This is a genomic window from Variovorax sp. GW460-12-1-14-LB1 (assembly GCF_059423605.1).
Genome location: NZ_JBWKYF010000014.1, coordinates 78,473 through 98,795, shown reverse-complemented (window position 1 = coordinate 98,795; position 20,323 = coordinate 78,473). Strand labels below are relative to the sequence as shown.

At 67.8% G+C, this 20,323-nt stretch carries 19 protein-coding genes; 2 read left to right on the top strand and 17 right to left on the bottom strand.

The window, feature by feature from the left end; all coding sequences use genetic code 11:
* Nucleotides 1-10 precede the first annotated feature (10 nt).
* Nucleotides 11-949, bottom strand: a complete 939-nt coding sequence (locus AC07Y4_RS10170; protein ID WP_487848586.1) for a 2-hydroxyacid dehydrogenase — start codon at nt 947-949, stop codon at nt 11-13.
* A 49-nt stretch (nt 950-998) separates the two neighbouring features.
* Nucleotides 999-2,834, bottom strand: a complete 1,836-nt coding sequence (locus tag AC07Y4_RS10165; RefSeq protein WP_487848587.1) for an ABCB family ABC transporter ATP-binding protein/permease — start codon at nt 2,832-2,834, stop codon at nt 999-1,001.
* 42 nt (nt 2,835-2,876) lie between these two features.
* Between AC07Y4_RS10165 and AC07Y4_RS10160 the strand changes: the two genes are divergently transcribed.
* Complete coding sequence (locus tag AC07Y4_RS10160; protein WP_070060209.1) at nt 2,877-3,320, top strand: acyl-CoA thioesterase; 444 nt, start codon at nt 2,877-2,879, stop codon at nt 3,318-3,320.
* 7 nt (nt 3,321-3,327) lie between these two features.
* Here the strand turns inward: AC07Y4_RS10160 and AC07Y4_RS10155 are convergent, their stop codons facing one another.
* From AC07Y4_RS10155 to AC07Y4_RS10100, 12 genes are all read right to left on the bottom strand, one after another.
* Entirely contained in the window at nt 3,328-4,446 is a 1,119-nt protein-coding gene (locus tag AC07Y4_RS10155) for an ABC transporter substrate-binding protein (RefSeq protein ID WP_139701560.1), read from the bottom strand.
* Between the two features lie 284 nt (nt 4,447-4,730).
* The gene (locus tag AC07Y4_RS10150; RefSeq protein WP_487848588.1) at nt 4,731-5,495 is read right to left on the bottom strand and encodes an enoyl-CoA hydratase; all 765 of its coding nucleotides are present in this window, start codon (nt 5,493-5,495) and stop codon (nt 4,731-4,733) included.
* Nucleotides 5,496-5,534: 39 nt separating this feature from the next.
* Nucleotides 5,535-6,128: a 2-hydroxychromene-2-carboxylate isomerase gene (locus AC07Y4_RS10145; RefSeq protein ID WP_487848589.1), complete on the bottom strand. Its 594-nt coding sequence runs from the start codon at nt 6,126-6,128 to the stop codon at nt 5,535-5,537.
* Between the two features lie 52 nt (nt 6,129-6,180).
* On the bottom strand, nt 6,181-6,927 hold the full coding sequence (locus AC07Y4_RS10140; protein WP_487848590.1) for an SDR family oxidoreductase: 747 nt from the start codon (nt 6,925-6,927) through the stop codon (nt 6,181-6,183).
* A 4-nt stretch (nt 6,928-6,931) separates the two neighbouring features.
* A complete protein-coding gene (locus AC07Y4_RS10135; RefSeq protein WP_487848591.1) occupies nt 6,932-7,771 on the bottom strand; it encodes an acyl-CoA thioesterase in 840 nt (279 codons plus the stop codon).
* Between the two features lie 32 nt (nt 7,772-7,803).
* A complete protein-coding gene (locus tag AC07Y4_RS10130; protein ID WP_487848592.1) occupies nt 7,804-8,709 on the bottom strand; it encodes an alpha/beta hydrolase family protein in 906 nt (301 codons plus the stop codon).
* A gap of 157 nt (nt 8,710-8,866) precedes the next feature.
* Entirely contained in the window at nt 8,867-10,066 is a 1,200-nt protein-coding gene (locus tag AC07Y4_RS10125) for an acetyl-CoA C-acyltransferase (protein WP_062471086.1), read from the bottom strand.
* An 11-nt stretch (nt 10,067-10,077) separates the two neighbouring features.
* Nucleotides 10,078-12,477 (bottom strand): 3-hydroxyacyl-CoA dehydrogenase/enoyl-CoA hydratase family protein, encoded by a 2,400-nt coding sequence (locus AC07Y4_RS10120; RefSeq protein ID WP_487848594.1) that lies wholly within the window; start codon nt 12,475-12,477, stop codon nt 10,078-10,080.
* 464 nt (nt 12,478-12,941) lie between these two features.
* On the bottom strand, nt 12,942-13,376 hold the full coding sequence (locus tag AC07Y4_RS10115; RefSeq protein ID WP_062471092.1) for a DUF2147 domain-containing protein: 435 nt from the start codon (nt 13,374-13,376) through the stop codon (nt 12,942-12,944).
* Nucleotides 13,377-13,421: 45 nt separating this feature from the next.
* On the bottom strand, nt 13,422-15,218 hold the full coding sequence (locus AC07Y4_RS10110) for an acyl-CoA dehydrogenase C-terminal domain-containing protein (RefSeq protein WP_369644812.1): 1,797 nt from the start codon (nt 15,216-15,218) through the stop codon (nt 13,422-13,424).
* Nucleotides 15,219-15,293: 75 nt separating this feature from the next.
* A complete protein-coding gene (locus tag AC07Y4_RS10105) occupies nt 15,294-15,998 on the bottom strand; it encodes a TetR/AcrR family transcriptional regulator (protein WP_070060219.1) in 705 nt (234 codons plus the stop codon).
* Between the two features lie 150 nt (nt 15,999-16,148).
* Nucleotides 16,149-16,907, bottom strand: a complete 759-nt coding sequence (locus tag AC07Y4_RS10100) for an SDR family oxidoreductase (RefSeq protein WP_487848595.1) — start codon at nt 16,905-16,907, stop codon at nt 16,149-16,151.
* 107 nt (nt 16,908-17,014) lie between these two features.
* Here AC07Y4_RS10100 and AC07Y4_RS10095 point away from each other — a divergent pair, with 107 nt between their 5' ends.
* On the top strand, nt 17,015-17,902 hold the full coding sequence (locus tag AC07Y4_RS10095) for a LysR family transcriptional regulator (protein ID WP_487848596.1): 888 nt from the start codon (nt 17,015-17,017) through the stop codon (nt 17,900-17,902).
* On the opposite strand, the gene AC07Y4_RS10090 is transcribed toward AC07Y4_RS10095, so the two are convergent.
* From AC07Y4_RS10090 to AC07Y4_RS10080, 3 genes are read right to left on the bottom strand one after another with little or no spacing between them, the layout of a single operon-like run.
* Nucleotides 17,892-18,740, bottom strand: a complete 849-nt coding sequence (locus tag AC07Y4_RS10090; protein WP_487848597.1) for a fumarylacetoacetate hydrolase family protein — start codon at nt 18,738-18,740, stop codon at nt 17,892-17,894. The two genes, AC07Y4_RS10095 and AC07Y4_RS10090, sit on opposite strands and share 11 nt — an antisense overlap.
* A gap of 35 nt (nt 18,741-18,775) precedes the next feature.
* Nucleotides 18,776-19,531 (bottom strand): SDR family NAD(P)-dependent oxidoreductase, encoded by a 756-nt coding sequence (locus tag AC07Y4_RS10085; RefSeq protein ID WP_487848598.1) that lies wholly within the window; start codon nt 19,529-19,531, stop codon nt 18,776-18,778.
* Nucleotides 19,528-20,262 (bottom strand): SDR family oxidoreductase, encoded by a 735-nt coding sequence (locus tag AC07Y4_RS10080; RefSeq protein WP_487848599.1) that lies wholly within the window; start codon nt 20,260-20,262, stop codon nt 19,528-19,530. The genes AC07Y4_RS10085 and AC07Y4_RS10080 overlap by 4 nt, the downstream gene beginning before the upstream one ends.
* Between the last annotated feature and the right edge of the window lie 61 nt (nt 20,263-20,323).

Sequence of the window (20,323 nt, the reverse complement as noted above, 5' to 3'; positions counted from 1 at the left end):
TCGGTTCTGATCAGATCGGCGTGAGCACGCCGCGCCCCGCGAAGTGCCCTTGGGCGTTCGCGAGGAAGTGGTCCACCGACTTCTGCGTGGCCTCGGGCGACCAGCCCGCCATGTGCGGCGTGAGCAGCACGTTGTCCAGGCCGATGAGCGGCTCGGGGCGCTTGGGCTCGCTCTCGTACACGTCCAGGCCCGCGCCCGCGATGCGGTGCTCGCGCAGCGCCTTCGCCAGCGCCTCGGTGTCGACCACGCTGCCTCGGCCGATGCTCACGAGGTAGCCCTGAGGCCCCAGCGCATCGAGCACCTCGGCGTTGACCAAGTGCTTGGTCGCCGGCCCGCCCGGCGCGGCCAGTACCAGGAAGTCGGCCCAGGTGGCGAGCGACTTCAGGTCGTCGAAGTAGCGGTGCGTGGCGCCTTCGCGTGGCTTGCGGTTGTGATAGCCGATGGCCATGTCGAAGGCGGCGGCGCGCTTGGCGATCTTCTGGCCGATGGTGCCCAGCCCCAGGATGCCGAGCTTCTTGCCCGACACGTTCGGCGGCTGCGGAATGGCTTCGCGCCACACGCCTTCGCGGCACAGGCGGTCGAGCGTGCGGAACTCGCGCACGATGCTGATCAGCAGGCCGAAGGCATGGTCGGCCACGCAGTCGTCGTTGGTGCCCGCGCCGTTGGCGGTGGCGATGCCGCGTGCGCGCGTGACCTCGAGCGGCACGCCTTCGTAGCCCGCACCCATGCAGCAGACCAGCTCGAGCGCCGGCATGGCGTCGATCTCGGCCGGCGTGAGGCCGATGACGCCGATGGTCAGCACCGCGCGGAATTTGGGGCCGTGCTCGGCGATGGCGGCGGCGCGCTGCGCGTCGCCGAAGGCGTAGGTCATGTCGTAGACCTCGGCAATCTGGGCCTGGTGGGCGCTCGAGAGGCTGTTGAGCACCAGCAGGGGAATCTTGGTCGACACGTCTGAACTCCTAGGGTCGGTGAAAAGAAAGAAGGGGTGAATGATCGGGCTAGAGCATCGGCACTGCTTCGCTCTTCTGCAAAGCCCACATCTGGGCGTAGCGGCCCTGCTGCGCGAGCAGATCAGCATGCGTGCCGCGCTCGACGATCACGCCCGATTCGAGCACCAGGATCTCGTGCGCCTCGACCACGGTCGAGAGGCGGTGCGCGATGACCAGCGTGGTCTTGCCCTGCGCGGCGCTGCGCAGCTCCGACTGGATCGCGCGCTCGTTGGCCGAGTCGAGCGCCGAGGTGGCCTCGTCGAAGATCACGATCGGCGGGTTCTTCAGCAGCGTGCGCGCGATGGCCACGCGCTGCTTCTCGCCGCCCGAGAGTTTCAGGCCGCGCTCGCCCACCGTCGTCTCGTAGCCCTTGGGCGTGGCCGAGATGAAGTCGTGGATGCGCGCGGCACGCGCCGCCCCTTCGACCTCTTCGCGCGTCGCGCCGGGGCGGCCGTAGGCGATGTTGTATTCGACCGTGTCGTTGAACAGCACCGTGTCCTGCGGCACGATGCCGATGGCGCGGCGCACGCTGGACTGCTGCACGGTGCGGATGTCTTCGCCGCCGATGGTGATGCGGCCCTGCTGCACGTCGTAGAAGCGGTACAAGAGGCGCGCCAGCGTCGACTTGCCCGAGCCCGACGGGCCGACCACGGCCACCGTCTTGCCGGAAGGAATCTCGAAACTCACGTGCTTGAGGATGGGGCGATCGGGCTCGTAGGCGAAGCTCACGTCCTCGAAGCGGATGGTGGAATCGACGCCCGCCAGCGGCTGCGCACCGGGCGTGTCGCGCACCTCGCGCTCCTTCTCCATCAGCACGAACATCTTGTCCAGGTCGGTCAGGCTCTGCTTGATCTCGCGGTAGATCACGCCCAGGAAGTTGAGCGGAATGTAGAGCTGGATCATGAAGGCGTTGACCATCACCAGGTCGCCCAGCGTCATGCGCCCTTCGACCACGCCCGAGGTGGCGCGCCACAGCATCAGCACCAGGCTCACGGCGATCAGCAGCTGCTGGCCGGTGTTGAGCATGCTCAGCGTGCGCTGGCTCTTGATGGCGGCCTTGCGGTAGCGGTCGAGGCTGGCGTCGTAGCGCCTGGCCTCGAAGTCTTCGTTGTTGAAGTACTTGACGGTCTCGTAGTTCAGGAGCGAATCGACCGCGCGGCTCTGGGCCATGGAGTCGAGCTCGTTCATGGTCTTGCGGAACTGTGTGCGCCACTCGGTCACCGTCACGGTGAAGGTGATGTACAGCACCAGCGCCACGCCCGTGATCCACACGAACAACGCGTCGAACTTCACGCCCAATATGGTGAGCACCAGCGCCAGTTCGATGATGGTCGGCACGATGCTGTACAGCGACATCGAAATGAGCGAGTGCACGCCGCGCGTGCCGCGCTCGATGTCGCGCGTCATGCCGCCGGTCTGGCGCTCCAGGTGAAAGCGCAGGCTCAGCGCATGCAGGTGGCCGAACACCTGCAGCGCGATGCTGCGCGCCGCGCCCTCGGTGGCCTTGGCGAAGATCAGCTCGCGCAGCTCGTTGAACAGCGATGTCGAAAAGCGCAGCAGCCCGTAGGCCACCAGCAGCGCCATCGGCACGACGAGCAGCGCCTGCGCCATGTCGGGCTTGGGCGTCATCGTGTCGACGAGGTTCTTGAGCAGCACCGGCACGCCCACGTTCGCCACCTTGGCCGCGATCATGAAGCCGAGCGCGGCGATCACCCGCCACTTGTACTGCCAGAGGTAGGGAAACAGGCGGCGCAGGGTCGCCCAGTCGGAACGGTCGGAGCGCGCGGGCGGATGGCCGCCAGGCGCATGGGGAGAGGAGGAAAGGGCTTCGCCGCTTCGGCGCATGGGGGACAATCGTGGGTGTTGTTGTTGCTTCAGATTGTGCCCATGTCCTCCCCTTCCAGTGCCGCTTCCGCCGCAGCGGCCGCCGCCGCCACCCTCAAGAGCCTGCCCACCGACATGGAGCTGGTGCTCAAGGTCATCCCGATGCCGGCCGACTGCAACGCCAACGGCGACATCTTCGGCGGCTGGGTCATGGCGCAGTGCGACCTGGCCGGCTCGGTGATCCCGGCGCGCTACGCCAAGGGCCGCCAGGCCACGGTGGCGGTCAACGAGTTCATCTTCAAGCAGCCGGTGCGGCTGGGCGACATCCTCTCGTTCTATTCGAAGCTGGTGCGCGTGGGCCGCACCTCCATCACGGTGACGGTCGAGGTGTTCGCCGAGCGCTTCCGCGCCCAGGGCGAGTACATCAAGGTGACGCAGGCCACCTTCACCTACGTCGCCATCGACGACAACGGCCGCCCCCGTCCCATCGAGCAGCCGGCGGCCTGAGCCGCCTTCAGGCGACGCCCATGCCGGCGTCGCGCACGCGCTCGAAGCACTCGAACTCGCGGTTGATCCAGCGCGCGTCGCGCCGCTCCACGCGGCGGATGTAGACCGACTGCACCACGTCGCGCGTGTGGGCGTCGATCTCGACCGGCCCGCGCGGGCTGTCCAGCCGCAGGCCGCGGAACGCATCCACCAGCCGCTCGGCGCCCGCCTTGCCGCCGCGCGCACCGGGCGCGCTCAGCGCGGCGTCGATGGCCGCGAGCCCGTCGTGCGCCGCCACGGCGAAGTAGCCCGGGCGCAGGTGGCTGCCGTACTCGGTCTCGAAGGCGCCCGCGAAACGCCGGTTGGCCGGCGACTCGTGGGCGAAGGAATAGTGGTGGCTGGTGACCAGCCCCTCGGCCAGTTCGCCGATGCCGTCCAGGTAGTGGTCGTCGGTCGCGTCGCCCGTGGCGAGCAGGCGGATGCCGGTATCGGCCATGCCGCGGTCGCGCCAGAACTTCAGGAAGATGGCCGGCATCTGGCCCGACGGCAAAAAGAAGAACACGGCCTGCGGCTTGAGCTCGCGCAGGCGCAGCATGTAGGCCGAATAGTCGAGCGTGTTCAACGGCACGCGCAGCATCGCGCCCACGCGCCCGCCGCCCGCGGTGATGCCGGAGACGAAGGCGCTTTCGGCGTCCACGCCCGAGGCGTAGTCGGCCACCACGGTGCACACGTCGCGCAGCCCCTGCTGCAGCGCCCAGCGCGCCAGCGGCGCCGTGACCTGTGCGATGGTGAACGACACCCGCACCATGAACGGCGAGCGCCCGGGGATGCCCGAGGAGGCGGCGTTCATGATCACGGTCGGCACGCGCGCCTGCGTGGCAACGGTGCCGACGGCGTAGGCGTTGGAGCTGAAGTCCAGCCCCGTGAGCAGGTCGACGCGCTCGCTCTCGATGAGGTCTTGCGCCTGGCGCCGCGCCTGTTCGGGCGCGCTGCCGGGCACGTCGCGGCGCAGCAGCTCCACCGGCCGGCCCGCGATCTGCTGCTTGTGGTCGGCCAGCCAGACCGCCATGCCGGCGTCGAACTGCCGCCCGCCGCCCGCATAGGGCCCCGACCACGAGCCGATGACCCCGATGCGCAACGGCCGCACGCGCGCCAGCACCAGCGAGGGCGCCGCGAGCGAGCCCGCGAGTAAGCCCAAAGCATGCCGGCGCGTCGGCCCGAATGCTACTTTTTCAGTAGCACGCATCGCCCGTGTGGCGGGCATTGTGGGCGGATTGACGTCTGGAGCAGGCACGAGGAACAGTGTACGCAGGCACCGTCCGCAGGCAAGTCCACGGAAGGCTTAGACCTTCGAGAAATCGGGCTTGCGCTTCTGGCGAAAGCTGCTTCGCGCCGCTTGCGCGGCTACGCCTCTGTTCGAGGCGTCGGATTTCAGCACTTGCTGAAATCCGGCTTGCGCTTTTCCATGAACGCACCGAACGCTTCCTTGGCAGCCGGCTCGCGCAGCATGCGGCCGAAGCTCGCGCCTTCTTCGCCCATGCGCTCGAGCACGGCGGGCATCTGCGTCTTCTTCAGCAGGCGCTTGGTCTCGATCAACGCGCTCAGCGGCTTGGCCGCGAGCTTGCGCGCCTGCGTCTGTGCGATGCCGTTGGCTTCGGTCGGCGGCACCACGCGGTTGACCAGGCCCACTTCGAGCGCGGCCTCGGCCATGAAGGGCTCGCCCAGCAGCAGGGCTTCGGCGGCGCGGTGGTAGCCCAGCATCTGCGGCACCAGCAGGCTCGACGCAGCCTCGGGGCACAGGCCCAGGTTGACGAAGGGCATCGAGAAGGCCGCGTTGTCGCCCGCGTAGACGAGGTCGCAGTGGAACAGCATCGTGGTGCCGATGCCCACGGCCGGGCCGCACACGGCGGCGACGATGGGCTTGGGGAAGGTGGCGATGCCGCGCAGGAAGCGGAACACCGGCGATTCCTGCGTGGAGGCCGGGCCGTTGAGAAAGTCGCCGATGTCGTTGCCGGCGCTGAAGATCGTCGGGTCGCCCTGGATCAGCACGCAGCGCACGGCCGCTTCGCTCTCGGCCGTGGCGAGCGCATCGGCCAGCGCGGCATACATGCTGCTGGTGATCGAGTTCTTCTTGTCGACGCGGTTGAAGGTGATGGTCATCACGCCGGCTTCGGTGTGGACGAGGATGTCGCTCATGGAAAGATCCTTGGGTAGGTAAAACGGGGGGCGACGCGCTCAAGCGTCGATGGCTTCGCGGACGAAATCGAGGCGGTCCTGGCCCCAGAACATCTGGTCGCCGACGAACATGGTGGGAGCGCCGAACACGCCGCGCTCCACCGCCTCCTGCGTGACCGCCTTGAGGCGGTCTTTCACTTCCTGCGCGCCGGCCAGCGCGAGCAGGCCCGCGGCGTCGAAGCCCGCATTTTGCAAGACGGCGCCGACGGTCGCGGGATCGTTCAGGTTCTTCGGCTCGACCCACATCGCATGGAACACCGCGTCGATGTAGGCACCGAAGCGTTCGGGCATCTTCATCTGCACGCCGGTGGCGCCGCGCATCAGCAGCAGCGTGTTGATCGGGAAGTGCGGGTTGTGCACGAAGGGCACGCCGTAGCGCCTGGCGAAGCGCTGCAGGTCGGTCGTGAGGTACGGGCCCTTGGCCTTGATCTCGGCGGGCGAATGGTTGCCCGTGGCCTGGAACACGCCGCCCAGCAGCATGGGCTTCCAGACCAGTTCGGCGCCGGTGTCGGCGCACACGTGCGGCAGCTGCGTGGCGGCCAGGTAGGCGGCGGGGCTGCCGACGTCGAAATAGAACGCGACGGATTTCGTCATGGGTGTCTCCTTGTGGCTGTGCGTCGCGACGCGATGCGTAGCGCGGCGCCGGTCAGAACTTCTCGGACCAGGGGCGCATGTCCAGCTCGTGCGTCCACGCGTCGCGCGGCTGCGCATGCAGCATCCAGTAGCTGTCGGCGATGTGGTCCGGGTTCAGGATGCCGTCGCTGTCCTTCAGCGCGTAGCGCTCGGGGAAGTTGCTGCGGATGAACTCGGTGTCGATGGCGCCGTCGACCACGACGTGCGCGACGTGGATGCCCTGCGGCCCCAGTTCGCGCGCCATCGATTGGGCCAGCGCGCGCAGGGCCATCTTGGCGCCCGAGAAGGCGCCGAAGTTGGCCGCGCCGCGCAGCGAGGCCGTCGCGCCCGTGAAGATGATCGTGCCGCGGTGGCCGCCTGCGGGCATCTCGCGCGCCACCATGCGTTTCGCCACTTCGCGGCCGTTGAGGAAGCCCGAGAAGCAGGCCATCTCCCACACCTTGAAGTACTTGCGCGCGGACTCGGTGAGGATGCTCTCGGGCACGTTCGCGCCGATGTTGAACACCATCACCTCGATCGGCCCGACGGTCGATTCGATCTGCTCGATGAGCGCCACTACTTCTTCTTCCTTGCGTGCATCGCAGGCGAAGGCGTGGGCCCGGCCGCCGTCGGCCTCGATCTGCGCCACCAGCGGCTGCAGCTTGTCGAGGCTGCGCCGCGTGACGCAGGTGGCGTAGCCCTCGCGCGCGAAGCGGCGGGCGATGGCGCCGCCGGTGGCGTCGCCCGCGCCGACGATGAGAGCGGCCTTGGTGAGCGTCATCGCGTCATTCCTTGTAGTAGACGATCTGGTTCGACGTGGCGAGCAACGCGCCCTTCTCGCTCCACAGCTGCGCCTTCTGGTCGAAGAAGCCGTTGAAGAACTGCTGCCCTGCCGCGCAGCCCAGCAGGTAGCCCGTGCCGACCTCGGCGAGCTCGGCGGCGCCGACATGGAAGTAGGTGGTGATCGACACCGTGCCCGCGGGCACGTGCGTGGCGCGGCGCAGCCACACGCGCGGGTAGAACACGTCGCTCAACGCGGCGAGCGAGGCGAAGTCGAGCGGGCGGGCCTGCGCGTCGCGCACCCACAGGCGCGTTTCGCTGTGCTGCAGGCTGCCGTCCCACTTGGCGGGAATGCCGCCGCTGAAGGGGCGCATCTCGTACTGCTCGAGCCAGGCCACGCCCGACGGGCCGATGCGGATGCGATCGACCGCCTCGGGCTTCGGCGCCTCGGGCATCGTGAGGTCGGCCTGGCTCCAGGTGTCGCGGCGCGCGGCCGTGACCACGGTGGCGGTGGTCGTCATGTTCGCGGTGCCGTCGGCGCCGGGCTGCGTGATCGTCACCGTCCAGTGCTGCGTCGAGCGGTTGGTGCGCACGGCGATGGCCTGGATGTCGAACGCGCCCTCGCCGAGCGCGGCCGCGTAGTTGACGGTCAGCGCGATGGGCGTGCCGAGCAGGTCGGGGTGCTTGAGCACCGCCTGCAGCGCCAGCGCCGCGGTGGTGCCGCCGAACGGGCCGACCATGTTCCAGTAGTCGGGACTCGTGGTGCCCGTGAAGTGCCCCACGCGGATGTCGCTGTGGTGCAGGGCCAGGGCTTTGTCGAGGGGGTGTGGGGTCGTGCTGCTCATGGTGATCGCCAGTGTGCCTTCGGAGGATGACGTCACGCAGTCGTGTGCGGGACGTTGGCGTGCTGCACTGCCGCAGGCGCAGTCAGCGCGGCGAGCCGGTGCAGCTTGTCGAGCGTGCTCGGCCACAGGCTCTGGCTGAATTGCTCGCGGAAGAAACCGAAGTGGCCGATGCGCCGCGCCTGCACGTCGGCCGGCGCGATGCGCTCGACCGCGCTCGGCGCGCCCGCGTAGAAGCTCACGAGGCTGCGCGTTCCCGCATGCGTCATGAGCTCGTCGTCGGTCATCGAGAGCGCGAGCACCGGGAAGCGCACGCGCGCATAGCTTTGCAGCGCGGGCTCGCCTTCGGCGCCCACGCTGTAGCGCGGATTCAGGCACCAGCGGCGCCATTGCAGGATCACGCCGCGCGGCAGGTCGCCGACCTTCTTCAGCTTGCGGCCCGGGAAGTAGCCCCACAGGCGCGTCGCCAGCGGCACCAGCACGAACCAGAAATACAGGATGCTGCGCCGCAGCTTCGGCGCGTTCTCGCGCCAGTAGCCACTGCCGGCCGCGATGCTCACGAGGCCGTCGACCTGCCCGGGCCGCTGCAGGAAGCCCGGCAGCTGCGCGCCAAGGCTGTGGCCCAGCAGGTACAGCGGCTGGTCGGGCAGCACGGCCTTGGCGGCGTCGATCACCGCCTCGTAGTCGCGCGCCCAGTCGAACAGGTCGGCCTGGAAACCACGCAGCGGCGCATCGCCGAGCGAGTCGCCGCTGCCGCGGTAGTCGAAGGTCCAGACCCGCAGGCCCTGCCCCGCGAGCCAGTGCGCGAAGGGCTCGTAGAACGACTGGCGCACGCCCATCGCACCGCCGATGACGATGCTGGCGCGCGGGGCGCCGGCGGGGTCGTAGCGGCGCACCGCCAGTTGCACACCGCCATCGACCGGGAGCTGTTGCGCTTGCATGGGCCTGCCTCCTTCTTCGTTGATCAACCACCGCCCTGCGGCGTAGCGAGCGGGATGAGATGCAAGGCGCGGGTGGCGGGAAACCGGAGCGACCTGACGGGTCGTGAGGATTTCCCGACGGGCCCCGCAACGCCGCAGATCGCCCGCGCAGTAGCCGCTAGACCCGTTCGAAGATGCCTGCGGCGCCTTGTCCCATGCCCACGCACATCGTGACCATGCCGTACTTCAGCTTCTCGCGGCGCAGCGCGTGCACCACGGTGGCTGCGCGGATCGCGCCGGTCGCGCCCAGCGGGTGGCCCAGTGCAATGGCGCCGCCCATCGGGTTGACCTTCGACGGATCGAGCCCCAGCGTGTTCATCACCGCGAGCGATTGCGCGGCGAAGGCTTCGTTGAGTTCGAACCAGTCGATGTCTTCGTGCTTCAGGCCCGCATAGCGCAGCGCGGCCGGAATCGCCTCGATCGGGCCGATGCCCATGATGTGCGGCGGCACGCCCTTGCTGGCGAAGCTCACGAAGCGTGCGAGCGGCGTGAGGCCGTACTGCTTGATGGCCTTCTCGCTCGCCAGGATCAGCGCGCCCGCGCCGTCGGAGGTCTGCGAGCTGTTGCCGGCCGTCACGGTGCCGCGCGCGGCGAACACGGTGCGCAGCTTGGCCAGGCCTTCGATGCTGGTGTCGGGGCGTGCGCCTTCGTCCAGGCTCACGGTGCGGGTCTTGGCGATCGACTCGCCTGTTTCCAGGTTCGGCGTGCGGTCGGTCACTTCGATCGGCGTGATCTCGTCGGCGAACTTGCCGGCGGCCTGTGCGGCCAGCGCCTTCTGGTGCGAGGCCAGCGCGAACGCGTCCTGCGCCTCGCGGCTCACCTTCCACTGCTGCGCGACCTTCTCGGCCGTGAGGCCCATGCCGTAGGCGATGCCCACGTCGCCTTCTCGCTCGAAGATGGAGGGCGACAGCGAGGGCGAGTTGCCCATCATCGGCACCATGCTCATGCTCTCGACGCCGGCCGCGATCATCACGTCGGCCTCGCCGACGCGGATGCGGTCCGCCGCCATCTGCACGGCCGACAGGCCCGAAGCGCAGAAGCGGTTCACGGTGATGCCGCCGATGCTGGTCGGCAGGCCGGCCAGCACCGCGCCGATGCGCGCGACGTTCAGGCCCTGCTGCGATTCGGGAATCGCGCAGCCGCAGATGATGTCTTCGATGGCCTTCGGGTCGAGGCCGGGAACTGCCGCGAGTGCTGCCTTCAGCGTGGTCGCGAGCAGGTCGTCGGGACGGTAGTTGCGGAAGTAGCCGCGGTGCGACTTGCCGATGGGCGTGCGGGTGGCGGAGACGATGTAGGCGTCTTGTACTTGCTTGCTCATGAAATCTGTCCTTAGTTGCGCACGGGCTTGCCGGTGCTGAGCATGCCCATGATGCGTTCCTGCGTCTTGGGGTGCACGATGAGCGAGCAGAACGCCTTGCGTTCCAGCGTCATCAGGTATTCCTCGGTCACGAGCGAGCCCGCGTCCACGTCGCCGCCGGTGACCACGTTCGCGATCAGGCTGGCAATGTGGAAGTCGTGCGCGCTGATGAAGCCACCGTCGCGCATGTTCACCAGCTGGCCCTTGATCGTCGCGGCGCCGCTGCGGCCCGCCACGCGGAAGGTGCGGCGCAGCGGGGGGCGGTAGCCGGCGTCGGCCATCGCCTTGGCCTGCTGCAGTGCCACGTAGAGCAGCTCGTCCTTGTTCGGCACGATCACGTCGCTGTCCAGCAGGTAGCCCAGCTTCTTCGAGTCGAGCGCGCCCGTGCCCACCTTGGCCATCGCCGCGGCGGTGAAGCCTTCGGTGAGGAAAGGCAGCAGGTCGGTGCCCGTCGAGGCCGATGCGTTTTCCGCCGCACGGCGTGCGATGTAGGTCAGGCCGCCCGCGCCGGGGATCAGGCCCACGCCGACTTCGACCAGGCCGATGTAGCTTTCCATCGCGACGACGCGCTTGGCCGAGTGGATGGCCAGCTCGCAGCCGCCGCCCAGCGCCATGCCGCGCACGGCCGAGATCACCGGCACGTTGGCATAGCGGATCTTGAGCATGACGTTCTGCAGCTCTTCCTCCGCGCCTTCGACCGCGCCGATGCCCGCGACCACGAAGGCCGGCAGCATCGCCTGCAGGTCGGCGCCGACCGAGAACACCTCGTCGGGCGACCAGATCACCAGGCCCTTGTATTCGGCCTCGGCCAGGTCGATCGCGGCGCCCAGCGCCTCGGCCACGTCGGGGCTGATGGCGTGCATCTTCGACTGGATGCTCGCGATGAGCACTTCACCGTCGAGCGTCCACACGCGCACATCACCTTCGTCGCTGATCGTCGTGCCGGCGGTGTTGGCATCGGCCGCGTTCGCGCCGAGCACGCTCTCGGGGAACAGCTGGCGGTCGTGCACCGGCAGCTTGCGCTGCGGCACGAACTTGTTCTGCGAGGCGCTCCACGAGCCTTCGGGCGTGTGCACGCCGCCGGCTTGTGCGACCGGGCCTTCGAAGACCCACTTCGGCAGCGGCGCCGTGCTCAGCGCCTTGCCGGCGTCGATGTCTTCCTGCACCCACTTGGCGACCTGCGCCCAGCCGGCTTCCTGCCAGAGTTCGAACGGGCCCTGCTTCATGCCGAAGCCCCAGCGCATCGCGAAGTCGATGTCGCGCGCGCTCTCGGCGATGTCGGCCAGGTGCACGGCGGCGTAGTGGAAGCCGTCGCGCAGGATGGCCCAGAGGAACTGGCCTTGCGGTCCTTCGCTCTCGCGCAGCAGCTTCAGGCGTTCGCCCGCGGGCTTCTTGAGCATGCGGCCATACACCTCGTCGGCCTTGGCGCCGGCGGGCACGTACTCGCCGCTCTTCAGGTCGAAGCGCAGGATGTCGCGGCCGGCCTTCTTGAAGAAGCCGGCCTTGGTCTTCTGGCCCAGGTTGCCCAGCTCCAGCAGCTTGGCGAGCACGGGCGGCGTCGCGAAGTTGGCGTAGAACGGATCGGTCTCAGCGTTCAGGTTGTCCTGCAGCGTCTTCACGACGTGGGCCATGGTGTCCAGGCCCACCACGTCGGCGGTGCGGAAGGTGCCCGAGCTCGCGCGGCCCAGCTTCTTGCCGGTGAGGTCGTCCACCACGTCGGGCGTGAGACCGAACTTCTCGACTTCCTTCAGCGTGGCCAGCATGCCGGCGATGCCGACGCGGTTGGCGATGAAGTTGGGCGTGTCGTGCGCACGCACCACGCCCTTGCCGAGCGTGCTGGTGACGAAGGCCTCGAGGTCGTCGAGCACCTGCGGCTGGCTGGTGGGCGTGTTGATCAGCTCCACCAGGAACATGTAGCGCGGCGGATTGAAGAAGTGAATGCCGCAGAAACGCGGCTTCAGGGCTTCAGGCAGTGCTTCGCTGAGCTTGGTGATCGACAGGCCCGAGGTGTTCGAGGCGAGGATCGAATGCTTGGCGACGTGCGGCGCGATCTTCTTGTACAGATCGAGCTTCCAGTCCATGCGCTCGGCAATGGCTTCGATGATGAGGTCGCACTCGCCGAGCTTGGCGAGGTCGTCGTCGTAGTTGGCCTGCTCGATCAGGCCGGCGTCGGCCACGTCGCCCAGGGGCGCGGGCTTGAGCTTCTTGAGGTTGTCGATGGCGCGCGTGACGATGCCGTTCTTCGGGCCTTCCTTGGCGGCCAGGTCGAACAGCACGACAGGCACGCGCACGTTGACGAGGTGGGCGGCAATCTGCGCGCCCATCACGCCGGCGCCGAGCACGGCGACCTTCTTCACTTGAAATCGGGACATGGCTGAGTTTCGAAGTTATGAATCAGTTCGGGGAACACCGCGGAACCGGTTTGGCCGGGCCGCTGGTCTTGCCCCTTGAGGGGAGGCTGCTACACGAAGTGAGCAGCACGGGAGTGGGTCAAGCTATCAAGAACAAAAGGGAACCTCCGCTGCATCGGTGATGCGCTACGCCGAGTCCGACTCGGCACCTGGTGTCGATGGCGATTCGTCTGCTTCCAGTGAGTTTGCAAAGAGAACCAGTCCTCCAAAACCCAACAGACCGCAGATCGCCCAACCGAAACCGACCCACCACGGGAATGCCGTCGCGCCGCCGCCACCTCTGTACCCGGGTGCAAGGGGGACAGTTGCGAGTACCCCAATAAAGGTGATGACAGCGGCCGCACCAGCAGCAACCACCACGAGAGCAAGGCCACCGATCAACTTTCCCGACGAGACGCTCATGTCACATGGCCTCCGTTGCGCACTTACTGCACACGGTTCCAGGTTTGGGTGCGCCAGAAGGGGCCCAGATAACCGCGCACTTCCAGCTTCTTGCCGCCGTCGATGGGCGTGAAGCTCGCGCGGTATTCCTTGCCGTTCTCGGGGTCGAGGATCTTTCCGCCTTCCCAGACGTCCTTGCCCTCGGCCTTCTTGCCGCCACGGATGATCTCCAGGCCCGCGATGGGCTTGCCCTTGCGGTCGTCGGCGCATTCGTCGCAGGTGGCGTCGGGCTTGGTGTCTTTCTTCAACGACTTCTCGATGCGACCGAGCAGCGCGCCGTTGGCGTCGGCGATGCGGATCTCGGCCTTGGCCTCGCCGGTCTTGTCGTCGACGTTGCGCCACAGGCCCACCGGCGTGCTCTGGGCCATGGCCGAGACGGCGGTGACGGTGAACAAGACGGCTGCAAGCGTTGCTTTCATGAGCGGGCTCCCGGTGGGTCGATGAAGAAAGGCTGTGTGCGTCGCTTAAGCGAGTGCGGCGTCGGTGTCCATCAACACCTTGCTGCCGGCGCGCGCGGTGCGCATCAGCGTCGCGGTCTCGGGGAACAGCTTGGCGAAGTAGAAGCGCGCGGTCTGCAGCTTGGCGACGTAGAACGGATCGTTGTTGCCGGCGGCGATTTCGCGCAGGGCCACTTGCGCCATGCGGGCGAACAGGTAGCCGAACACGAAGTGGCCGGCCACGCGCAGGTAGTCGACGGCGGCGGCGCCCACTTCGTCGGGGTTCTGGAAGCCCTTGAAGCCGATCTCGGTCGTGAACTTGGTGAGCTGGTCGCCCAGCATCGCGATCGGGTTGATGAACTCGGCCATCTTCTCGTTCACGCCTTCTTCTTCCACCAGCTTGGCGACGAGCTTGCCGAACTTCTTCAGCGAGGCGCCGTTGTTGCCCAGGATCTTGCGGCCCAGCAGGTCCAGCGACTGGATGGTGTTGGTGCCTTCATAGATCATGTTGATGCGGTTGTCGCGCACGAACTGCTCCATGCCCCATTCCTTGATGAAGCCGTGGCCACCGAAGACCTGCATGCACGAGTTCGTCGCGATGTGGCCGTTGTCGGTGATGAAGGCCTTGACGATGGGCGTGAGCAGCGCAACCAGCTCGCCGGAGTCCTTGCGCACCTTCTCGTCGGGGTGGTTGTGTTCCTTGTCGAGCAGCAGCGTGCAGAAGATCTGCAGCGCGCGGCCGCCTTCGGCGTAGGCCTTGGCCGTGAGCAGCATCTTGCGCACGTCGGGGTGCACGATGATGGGGTCGGCTTCCTTGTCCTTGGCCTTCACGCCCGAGAGCGAACGCATCTGGATGCGGTCCTTGGCGTAGGCCAGGGCGTTCTGGTAGGCCACTTCGGTCAGGCCCAGCGACTGGTTGCCCACGCCCAGGCGAGCGGCGTTCATCATCACGAACATCGCAGCCAGGCCCTTGTTGGGCTCGCCCACCAGCGTGCCGGTGGCGCCTTCGATCACGATCTGTGCGGTGGCGTTGCCGTGGATGCCCATCTTGTGCTCCAGGCCGGCGCAGAAGATCGGGTTGCGCTCGCCGAGCGAGCCGTCGGCCTTGACGTGGAACTTGGGCACCACGAACAGGCTGATGCCCTTGCTGCCCTTGGGCGCGTCCGGCAGGCGGGCCAACACCAGGTGAATGATGTTGCTCGTCATGTCGTGCTCGCCGGCCGAGATGAAGATCTTGCTGCCGGTGATGCGGTAGGTGCCGTCCGCCTGCGGCTCGGCCTTGGTGCGCAGCAGGCCCAGGTCGGTGCCGCAATGGGGTTCGGTCAGGCACATCGTGCCGGTCCACTCGCCGCTCGTGAGCTTGGGCAGGTAGGTCTTCTTCTGGTCGTCGGTGCCGTGCGCGGCCAGGGCCTCGTAGGCGCCGTGCGACAGGCCCGGGTACATGGTCCAGGCCTGGTTGGCGCTGTTGAGCATTTCGAACAAGCACTGGTTCACCACGAACGGCAGGCCCTGGCCGCCGAAGGCCGGGTCGCACGACAGCGCGGGCCAGCCGCCTTCGACGTACTTGGCGTAGGCGTCCTTGAAGCCCGTGGGCGTCTTCACTTCGTGCGTGGCCTTGTCGAGCACGCAGCCTTCTTCGTCGCCGCTGATGTTCAGCGGAAAGGTGACTTCGGCCGCGAACTTGCCGGCCTCTTCGATCACGGCGTTGATGGTGTCGGCGTCGGTCTCGGCGTGGGCCGGCAGTGCCTTGAGTTCCTCGGCGACGTTGAGCACTTCGTGCAGCACGAACTGCATGTCACGCACGGGGGGGTTGTAGGTAGGCATCCGGGACTCTCCTGGTCGAAGCTAGATAGATTGGAAAAAACGAAAACGGAAAAACGAAACGGGCGGCCGTGGCGCTCAGCGCACGGTCTTGAGCCGGCGCGTGCCGCGCGCAGCGGGCGCGGATTCGGCGGCATTGGAGGCAGGCGGCGCGTCCGGCGTGGCGGCGCGCGCGAGGATGTTGTCGAAGCCGACGTTGGCGCGGCCGATGGAGCCGGGCACCTGCAGGAAGCGGGCCTCGTAGTGCAGCGCGAGGATCAGGCCGTGGATCTCGAACCCGACCTGGCGCTCGTCGGCGTCGGCACGCAGGTGGCCTTCGGTCTTCGATTGCACGATGGCGCGCAGCACGGCGGCCTGCCAGATGCTGACCGACTCGACCAGCGCGTCGCGCACCGGGCCCGGGCGGTCGTCGAATTCGGAGGCGCCGCTGATGTAGATGCAGCCCGAGTCGATCTCGGTCGAGGTGCGCTTCATCCAGTTGGCGAACATGGCGCGCAGGCGCGGCAGGCCGCGCGGGGCCTGGAGCGCGGGGAAGAACACTTCCTGCTCGAAGCGCGCGTGGTATTCGCGCACCACCGAGATCTGCAGTTCCTCGCGCGAGCCGAAGTGGGCGAACACGCCCGACTTGCTCATCTTGGTGATTTCGGCCACGGCGCCGATCGACAGGCCCTCGAGCCCGATCTGCGCGGCCAGCGCCAGCGCGGCGTCGACGATGATGGCCTTGGTCTGCTGGCCTTTGGGGGCGGCGCGGGCCGGCTTGGCGGGAACGGCGGTGGCAGACATCGTGAAAGCTCCGAATAAAACGAACGGTCGTTCTATTTTGCAGGGGCTTTGCACTTTTGACCGCAAATGACCTTGAGCGGCGCTGGGTTAATAAAGGTTAGCCAAAGCAAGGGGCGGCCGCCAGGGGGCCGCACCCTTGCCCCGGCGGGATCAGAACTCCTGCGACACAGGCCGCAGCACGACCTCGTTGATGTCCACGTTGGCCGGCTGCTCCACCGCGTAGACGATGGCGCGCGCCACCGAGTCGGCCGGAATCTGGTTGGCGTCGTAGAAGGCCTTCACGCCGGCGGCGCTCTCGGCGTCGCTGCTGCCGAACTTCAGCTCCGAGTCCACCGCGCCGGGCGACACGATGGTCACGCGCACACCGCTGTTGCCCACCTCCACGCGCAGGCCTTCGGAGATGGCGCGCACCGCGTGCTTGGTCGCGCTGTAGACCGTGCCGATGGGCGTGAACACCTTCAGCCCGGCAATCGACGCGACGTTCACGATGTGGCCGCTGCCCTGCGCCTGCATGCGCGGCAGCACGGCGGCGATGCCGTAGAGCACGCCCTTGATGTTGACGTCGATGGTGCGGTCCCATTCGTCGACCTTGAGCTTCTCGAGCGGCGACAGCGGCATCACGCCCGCGTTGTTGACCAGCACGTCGATGCGGCCGAAGGCCTCGACGGTGGCGGCCGCGAGCCTTTCCAGGTCGGCGCGCTTCGCCACGTCGGTGGCCACGGCGATGGCTTCGCCGCCGGCCTCGCGGATCTCGGCGACGACCTGGTCGAGCCGGTCGGTGCGGCGGGCCGCGAGCACCACCTTGGCGCCGCGCGCGGCCAGGTGGCGCGCCGTCGATTCGCCCAGGCCGCTGCTGGCGCCGGTGACGATCGCGACCTTGCCCTGGATGTTGTCTTGAATGGAGGTCATGGAATTTCCTTGGAGATGGTTGAAGAAGTGCATGCAGTGTGGAAAATCCACGCGTTCCAGTAAATGAAACTCTGGCGACTTCAGAATTCCCCAAAAAGGAACACCCCATGTCCAACCGCCTCGAAGCCCTGCGCGTGTTCTTCACCGCCGCCGATGCCACCAACTTCCGCGAGGCGGCCGTGCGCCTGTCGGTGTCGCCGCAGGTGGTGACCCGCGCCGTGCGCGAGCTTGAAGAAGAGCTGGGCGAGCCTCTCTTTCACCGCAGCACGCGCGGCGTGCAGCTCACCGATTTCGGGCGCCAGCTAGCCGAGCGCGCCCGCGTGGCCGTGGGCGGCGTGGACGAACTTTTTCACCGCATCGACCGGCGCGCGCTGTCGCAGCACACGGGCACGGTGCGGGTCACGGCGCCGCATGTGTACGCCCGGCTGATTCCGCAGGCGCTGGCGCCGCTGCTGGCGCAGCACCCCGGGCTGGTGCTCGACCTGCGGCTGTCGGAGCAGCATGCCGACGTGGTCGACCAGCAGATCGACCTCGGCGTGCGCGTCGGCCCGATGCGCGACGCGCGCTTCGTGGCCCGGGGTGTGGGCAAGATGTCGCTGTGCGTGGTGGGCTCACCGGCGCTCATCGAGCGGGTCGGTGCGCCGCGCACCGTCGATGCGCTGTCGGCGCTGCCGGTGACGGCGCTGATCGACCACAGCTCGGGCCGGCCGTGGCCGTGGGCCTTCAGCAAGAAACGGGTGTTCACCATGTCGTCGCCCGCGTTCGTGACGGACAACATCGACGCCGAATGCGCCGCGGTGCTGGCGGGCATCGGCTTCGGCCAGCTCATCGGGCCGCTGGCGCAGCCGTGGCTGCAATCGGGCGCGCTGGTGGAGGTGCTGGCGGCCGAGGCGCCCGAGCCCTGGCCGATCCACGTCTACCGCCCGCAGCGCGCGCCGGTGCCGGCGCGCGTGCGGCTGGTGTACGACGAACTGGTGCGCGTGCTCAGAGCTTGAAGGGCACCACTTCCTGGCGCTGCTCGCCCAGGCCTTCGATGCCCAGCGTCATCACGTCGCCCTTCTTCAGGAACAGCGGCGGCTTCATGCCCATGCCGACGCCGGGCGGCGTGCCGGTGGTGATCACGTCACCGGGCATCAGCGTCATGAACTGGCTCACGTAGCTCACGAGCTTGGCCACGCTGAAGATCATGGTCTTGGTGCTGCCGGTCTGCACGCGCTGGCCGTTCAGGTCGAGCCACATGGCGAGCTTCTGCGGGTTCTCGATCTCGTCGCGCGTGACGAGCCAGGGGCCGATGGGGCCGAAGGTGTCGCAGCCCTTGCCCTTGTCCCAGGTGCCGCCGCGCTCGATCTGGTATTCACGCTCGCTCACGTCGTTGATGGTGCAGTAGCCGGCCACGTAATCGAGTGCGCTCTTCTGCGACACATAGCGCGCCTTCGTGCCGATGACCACGCCGAGCTCGACCTCCCAGTCGGACTTGACCGAGCCCTTGGGCAGCATCACCGGGTCGTTCGGGCCCTGGATGCAGCTGGTGGCCTTCATGAAGACGATGGGTTCCTTGGGCACCGGCAGGCCCGATTCGGCCGCGTGGTCGGCGTAGTTCAGGCCGATGGCGATGAACTTGCCGACATTGGCCACGGGGCTTCCGAAGCGCGGCTTGCCCTTGACCAGCGGCAGCTTGTCGACCTTGGTCTTGCGCAGCTTGGCGATGGCGGCATCGCCGAGCTGGTCGGGACCGATGTCCTTGACGATGGCGCTCAGGTCGCGCAGCTTGCCTTCGTTGTCGATGAGGCCGGGCTTCTCTTTGCCGGGGTTGCCGTAGCGGACGAGTTTCATGCGTTCCTTTCAGTGCATTGAAATAGGGAATGGGGTCAGTAGGTGGAGCGGCCACCGGAGAGGTCGAAGACCGCGCCGGTGGAAAACGAACAATCGTCGGTGCAGAGCCAGCCGACCATCGCGGCCACCTCTTCCACCGTGCCGAAGCGGCCCATGGGAATCTTCGAGAGCATGAAGGCGATGTGGTCGGGGGTCATCTGGTCGAAGATGGCGGTCTTCACCGCCGCGGGCGTCACGCAGTTCACGCGGATGCCGGTGTCGGCCAGCTCCTTGCCGAGCGACTTGGTGAGCCCGATGACGGCGGCCTTGCTCGCACTGTACGCGCTGGCGTTGGGGTTGCCGTCCTTGCCCGCCACCGAGGCGATGTTGACGATGCGGCCCTCGCCCTTCGTGCCCTGCCTGCGCATCTGTGCCACCACCTCGCGGCAGCACAGGAACACGCCGTTGACGTTGACCTCCATCACCTGGCGCCACTCGTCCACCGGGTAGTCCCACAGCTTGACGTTGGGCCCGGTGATGCCGGCGCTGTTGACCAGCGCATCGATGCGCGGCGCGTGCGCGAGCGTGGCGGCCACGGCTTTCGCGACCGAAGGCTGCTGCGTCACGTCGACCTTCAATGCGAAGGCCTTGGCACCCAGCGCTTCGGCCGCGCGCCCGGCGGCGGCCTCGTCGCGGTCCCACAGCGTGACGCTGCCGCCCGAGGCGACGAGCCGCTGCGCGATGCCGAAGCCCAGCCCCGTGGCACCGCCGGTGACCACGGCGTGGCGGCCTTCGAGATCGAGCCGGTTCATATCGTGATGCCGCCGTCGACCGTGAAGTACTGGCCGGTGGCGAAGATGGATTCGTCGCTCGCCAGGAACACCACCACCGGCGCGATCTCCTCGGCCTGCGCGAGGCGGCCCATGGGCTGGCGCGCCACGAAGGCCTTGCGCGCGGCCTCGGGGTCGGCGTTGGCGTTGATGCGATCGCCCAGCGAGGGCGTGTCGACCGTGCCCGGGCACACGGCATTGCAGCGGATGCCGCGGGCCACGTAGTCGGCCGCCACGCTCTTGGTGAGGCCGAGCACGGCCGCCTTGGTGGTGCCGTAGACGAAGCGGTTGGGCAGGCCCTTCATGCTGGAGCACACGCTGGCCATGTTGATGATGCTGCCGCGCCCGGCCGCGAGCATGCCGGGCAGCACGGCCTGGATGGTCCACATCTGCGCGCGCACGTTGAGGCGGAAGGCAAAGTCGAGGTCGTCGTCGCCGGCCTGCTCGATGGTGCCGTTGTGCACCACGCCCGCGCAGTTGAACAGCACGTCCAGCGTGGGCAGCTGCGCCACGACCGCGCCGACGGCGGCCTTGTCGAGCACGTCGAGCTTCAGGGCCGAGACGTTCGCCACGCCGGCGTAGGCCGACAGCAACTGCTCGTTGACATCGGTGGCCCACACATGGGCGCCCTCGGCCGCGAGCGCCAGCACGCTGGCGCGGCCGATGCCCTGGCCGGCGGCGGTGACGAGCACGGTCTTTCCCTTCAATCTCATGGTCGGTGTCTCCTGGGGTGTTCTGCGGATGCGAGGTGGGTTCGGGTTAGGCCCGATGGGT

Excerpts from the sequence above, each read along its gene's own strand:
- AC07Y4_RS10165 (WP_487848587.1), bottom strand. The coding sequence starts at position 2,834 with ATGCGCCGAAGCGGCGAAGCCCTTTCCTCCTCTCCCCATGCGCCTGGC.
- AC07Y4_RS10160 (WP_070060209.1), top strand. The coding sequence starts at position 2,877 with ATGTCCTCCCCTTCCAGTGCCGCTTCCGCCGCAGCGGCCGCCGCCGCC.
- AC07Y4_RS10150 (WP_487848588.1), bottom strand. The coding sequence starts at position 5,495 with ATGAGCGACATCCTCGTCCACACCGAAGCCGGCGTGATGACCATCACC.
- AC07Y4_RS10145 (WP_487848589.1), bottom strand. The coding sequence starts at position 6,128 with ATGACGAAATCCGTCGCGTTCTATTTCGACGTCGGCAGCCCCGCCGCC.
- AC07Y4_RS10140 (WP_487848590.1), bottom strand. The coding sequence starts at position 6,927 with ATGACGCTCACCAAGGCCGCTCTCATCGTCGGCGCGGGCGACGCCACC.
- AC07Y4_RS10135 (WP_487848591.1), bottom strand. The coding sequence starts at position 7,771 with ATGAGCAGCACGACCCCACACCCCCTCGACAAAGCCCTGGCCCTGCAC.
- AC07Y4_RS10130 (WP_487848592.1), bottom strand. The coding sequence starts at position 8,709 with ATGCAAGCGCAACAGCTCCCGGTCGATGGCGGTGTGCAACTGGCGGTG.
- AC07Y4_RS10125 (WP_062471086.1), bottom strand. The coding sequence starts at position 10,066 with ATGAGCAAGCAAGTACAAGACGCCTACATCGTCTCCGCCACCCGCACG.
- AC07Y4_RS10120 (WP_487848594.1), bottom strand. The coding sequence starts at position 12,477 with ATGTCCCGATTTCAAGTGAAGAAGGTCGCCGTGCTCGGCGCCGGCGTG.
- AC07Y4_RS10115 (WP_062471092.1), bottom strand. The coding sequence starts at position 13,376 with ATGAAAGCAACGCTTGCAGCCGTCTTGTTCACCGTCACCGCCGTCTCG.
- AC07Y4_RS10110 (WP_369644812.1), bottom strand. The coding sequence starts at position 15,218 with ATGCCTACCTACAACCCCCCCGTGCGTGACATGCAGTTCGTGCTGCAC.
- AC07Y4_RS10105 (WP_070060219.1), bottom strand. The coding sequence starts at position 15,998 with ATGTCTGCCACCGCCGTTCCCGCCAAGCCGGCCCGCGCCGCCCCCAAA.
- AC07Y4_RS10100 (WP_487848595.1), bottom strand. The coding sequence starts at position 16,907 with ATGACCTCCATTCAAGACAACATCCAGGGCAAGGTCGCGATCGTCACC.
- AC07Y4_RS10095 (WP_487848596.1), top strand. The coding sequence starts at position 17,015 with ATGTCCAACCGCCTCGAAGCCCTGCGCGTGTTCTTCACCGCCGCCGAT.
- AC07Y4_RS10090 (WP_487848597.1), bottom strand. The coding sequence starts at position 18,740 with ATGAAACTCGTCCGCTACGGCAACCCCGGCAAAGAGAAGCCCGGCCTC.
- AC07Y4_RS10085 (WP_487848598.1), bottom strand. The coding sequence starts at position 19,531 with ATGAACCGGCTCGATCTCGAAGGCCGCCACGCCGTGGTCACCGGCGGT.
- AC07Y4_RS10080 (WP_487848599.1), bottom strand. The coding sequence starts at position 20,262 with ATGAGATTGAAGGGAAAGACCGTGCTCGTCACCGCCGCCGGCCAGGGC.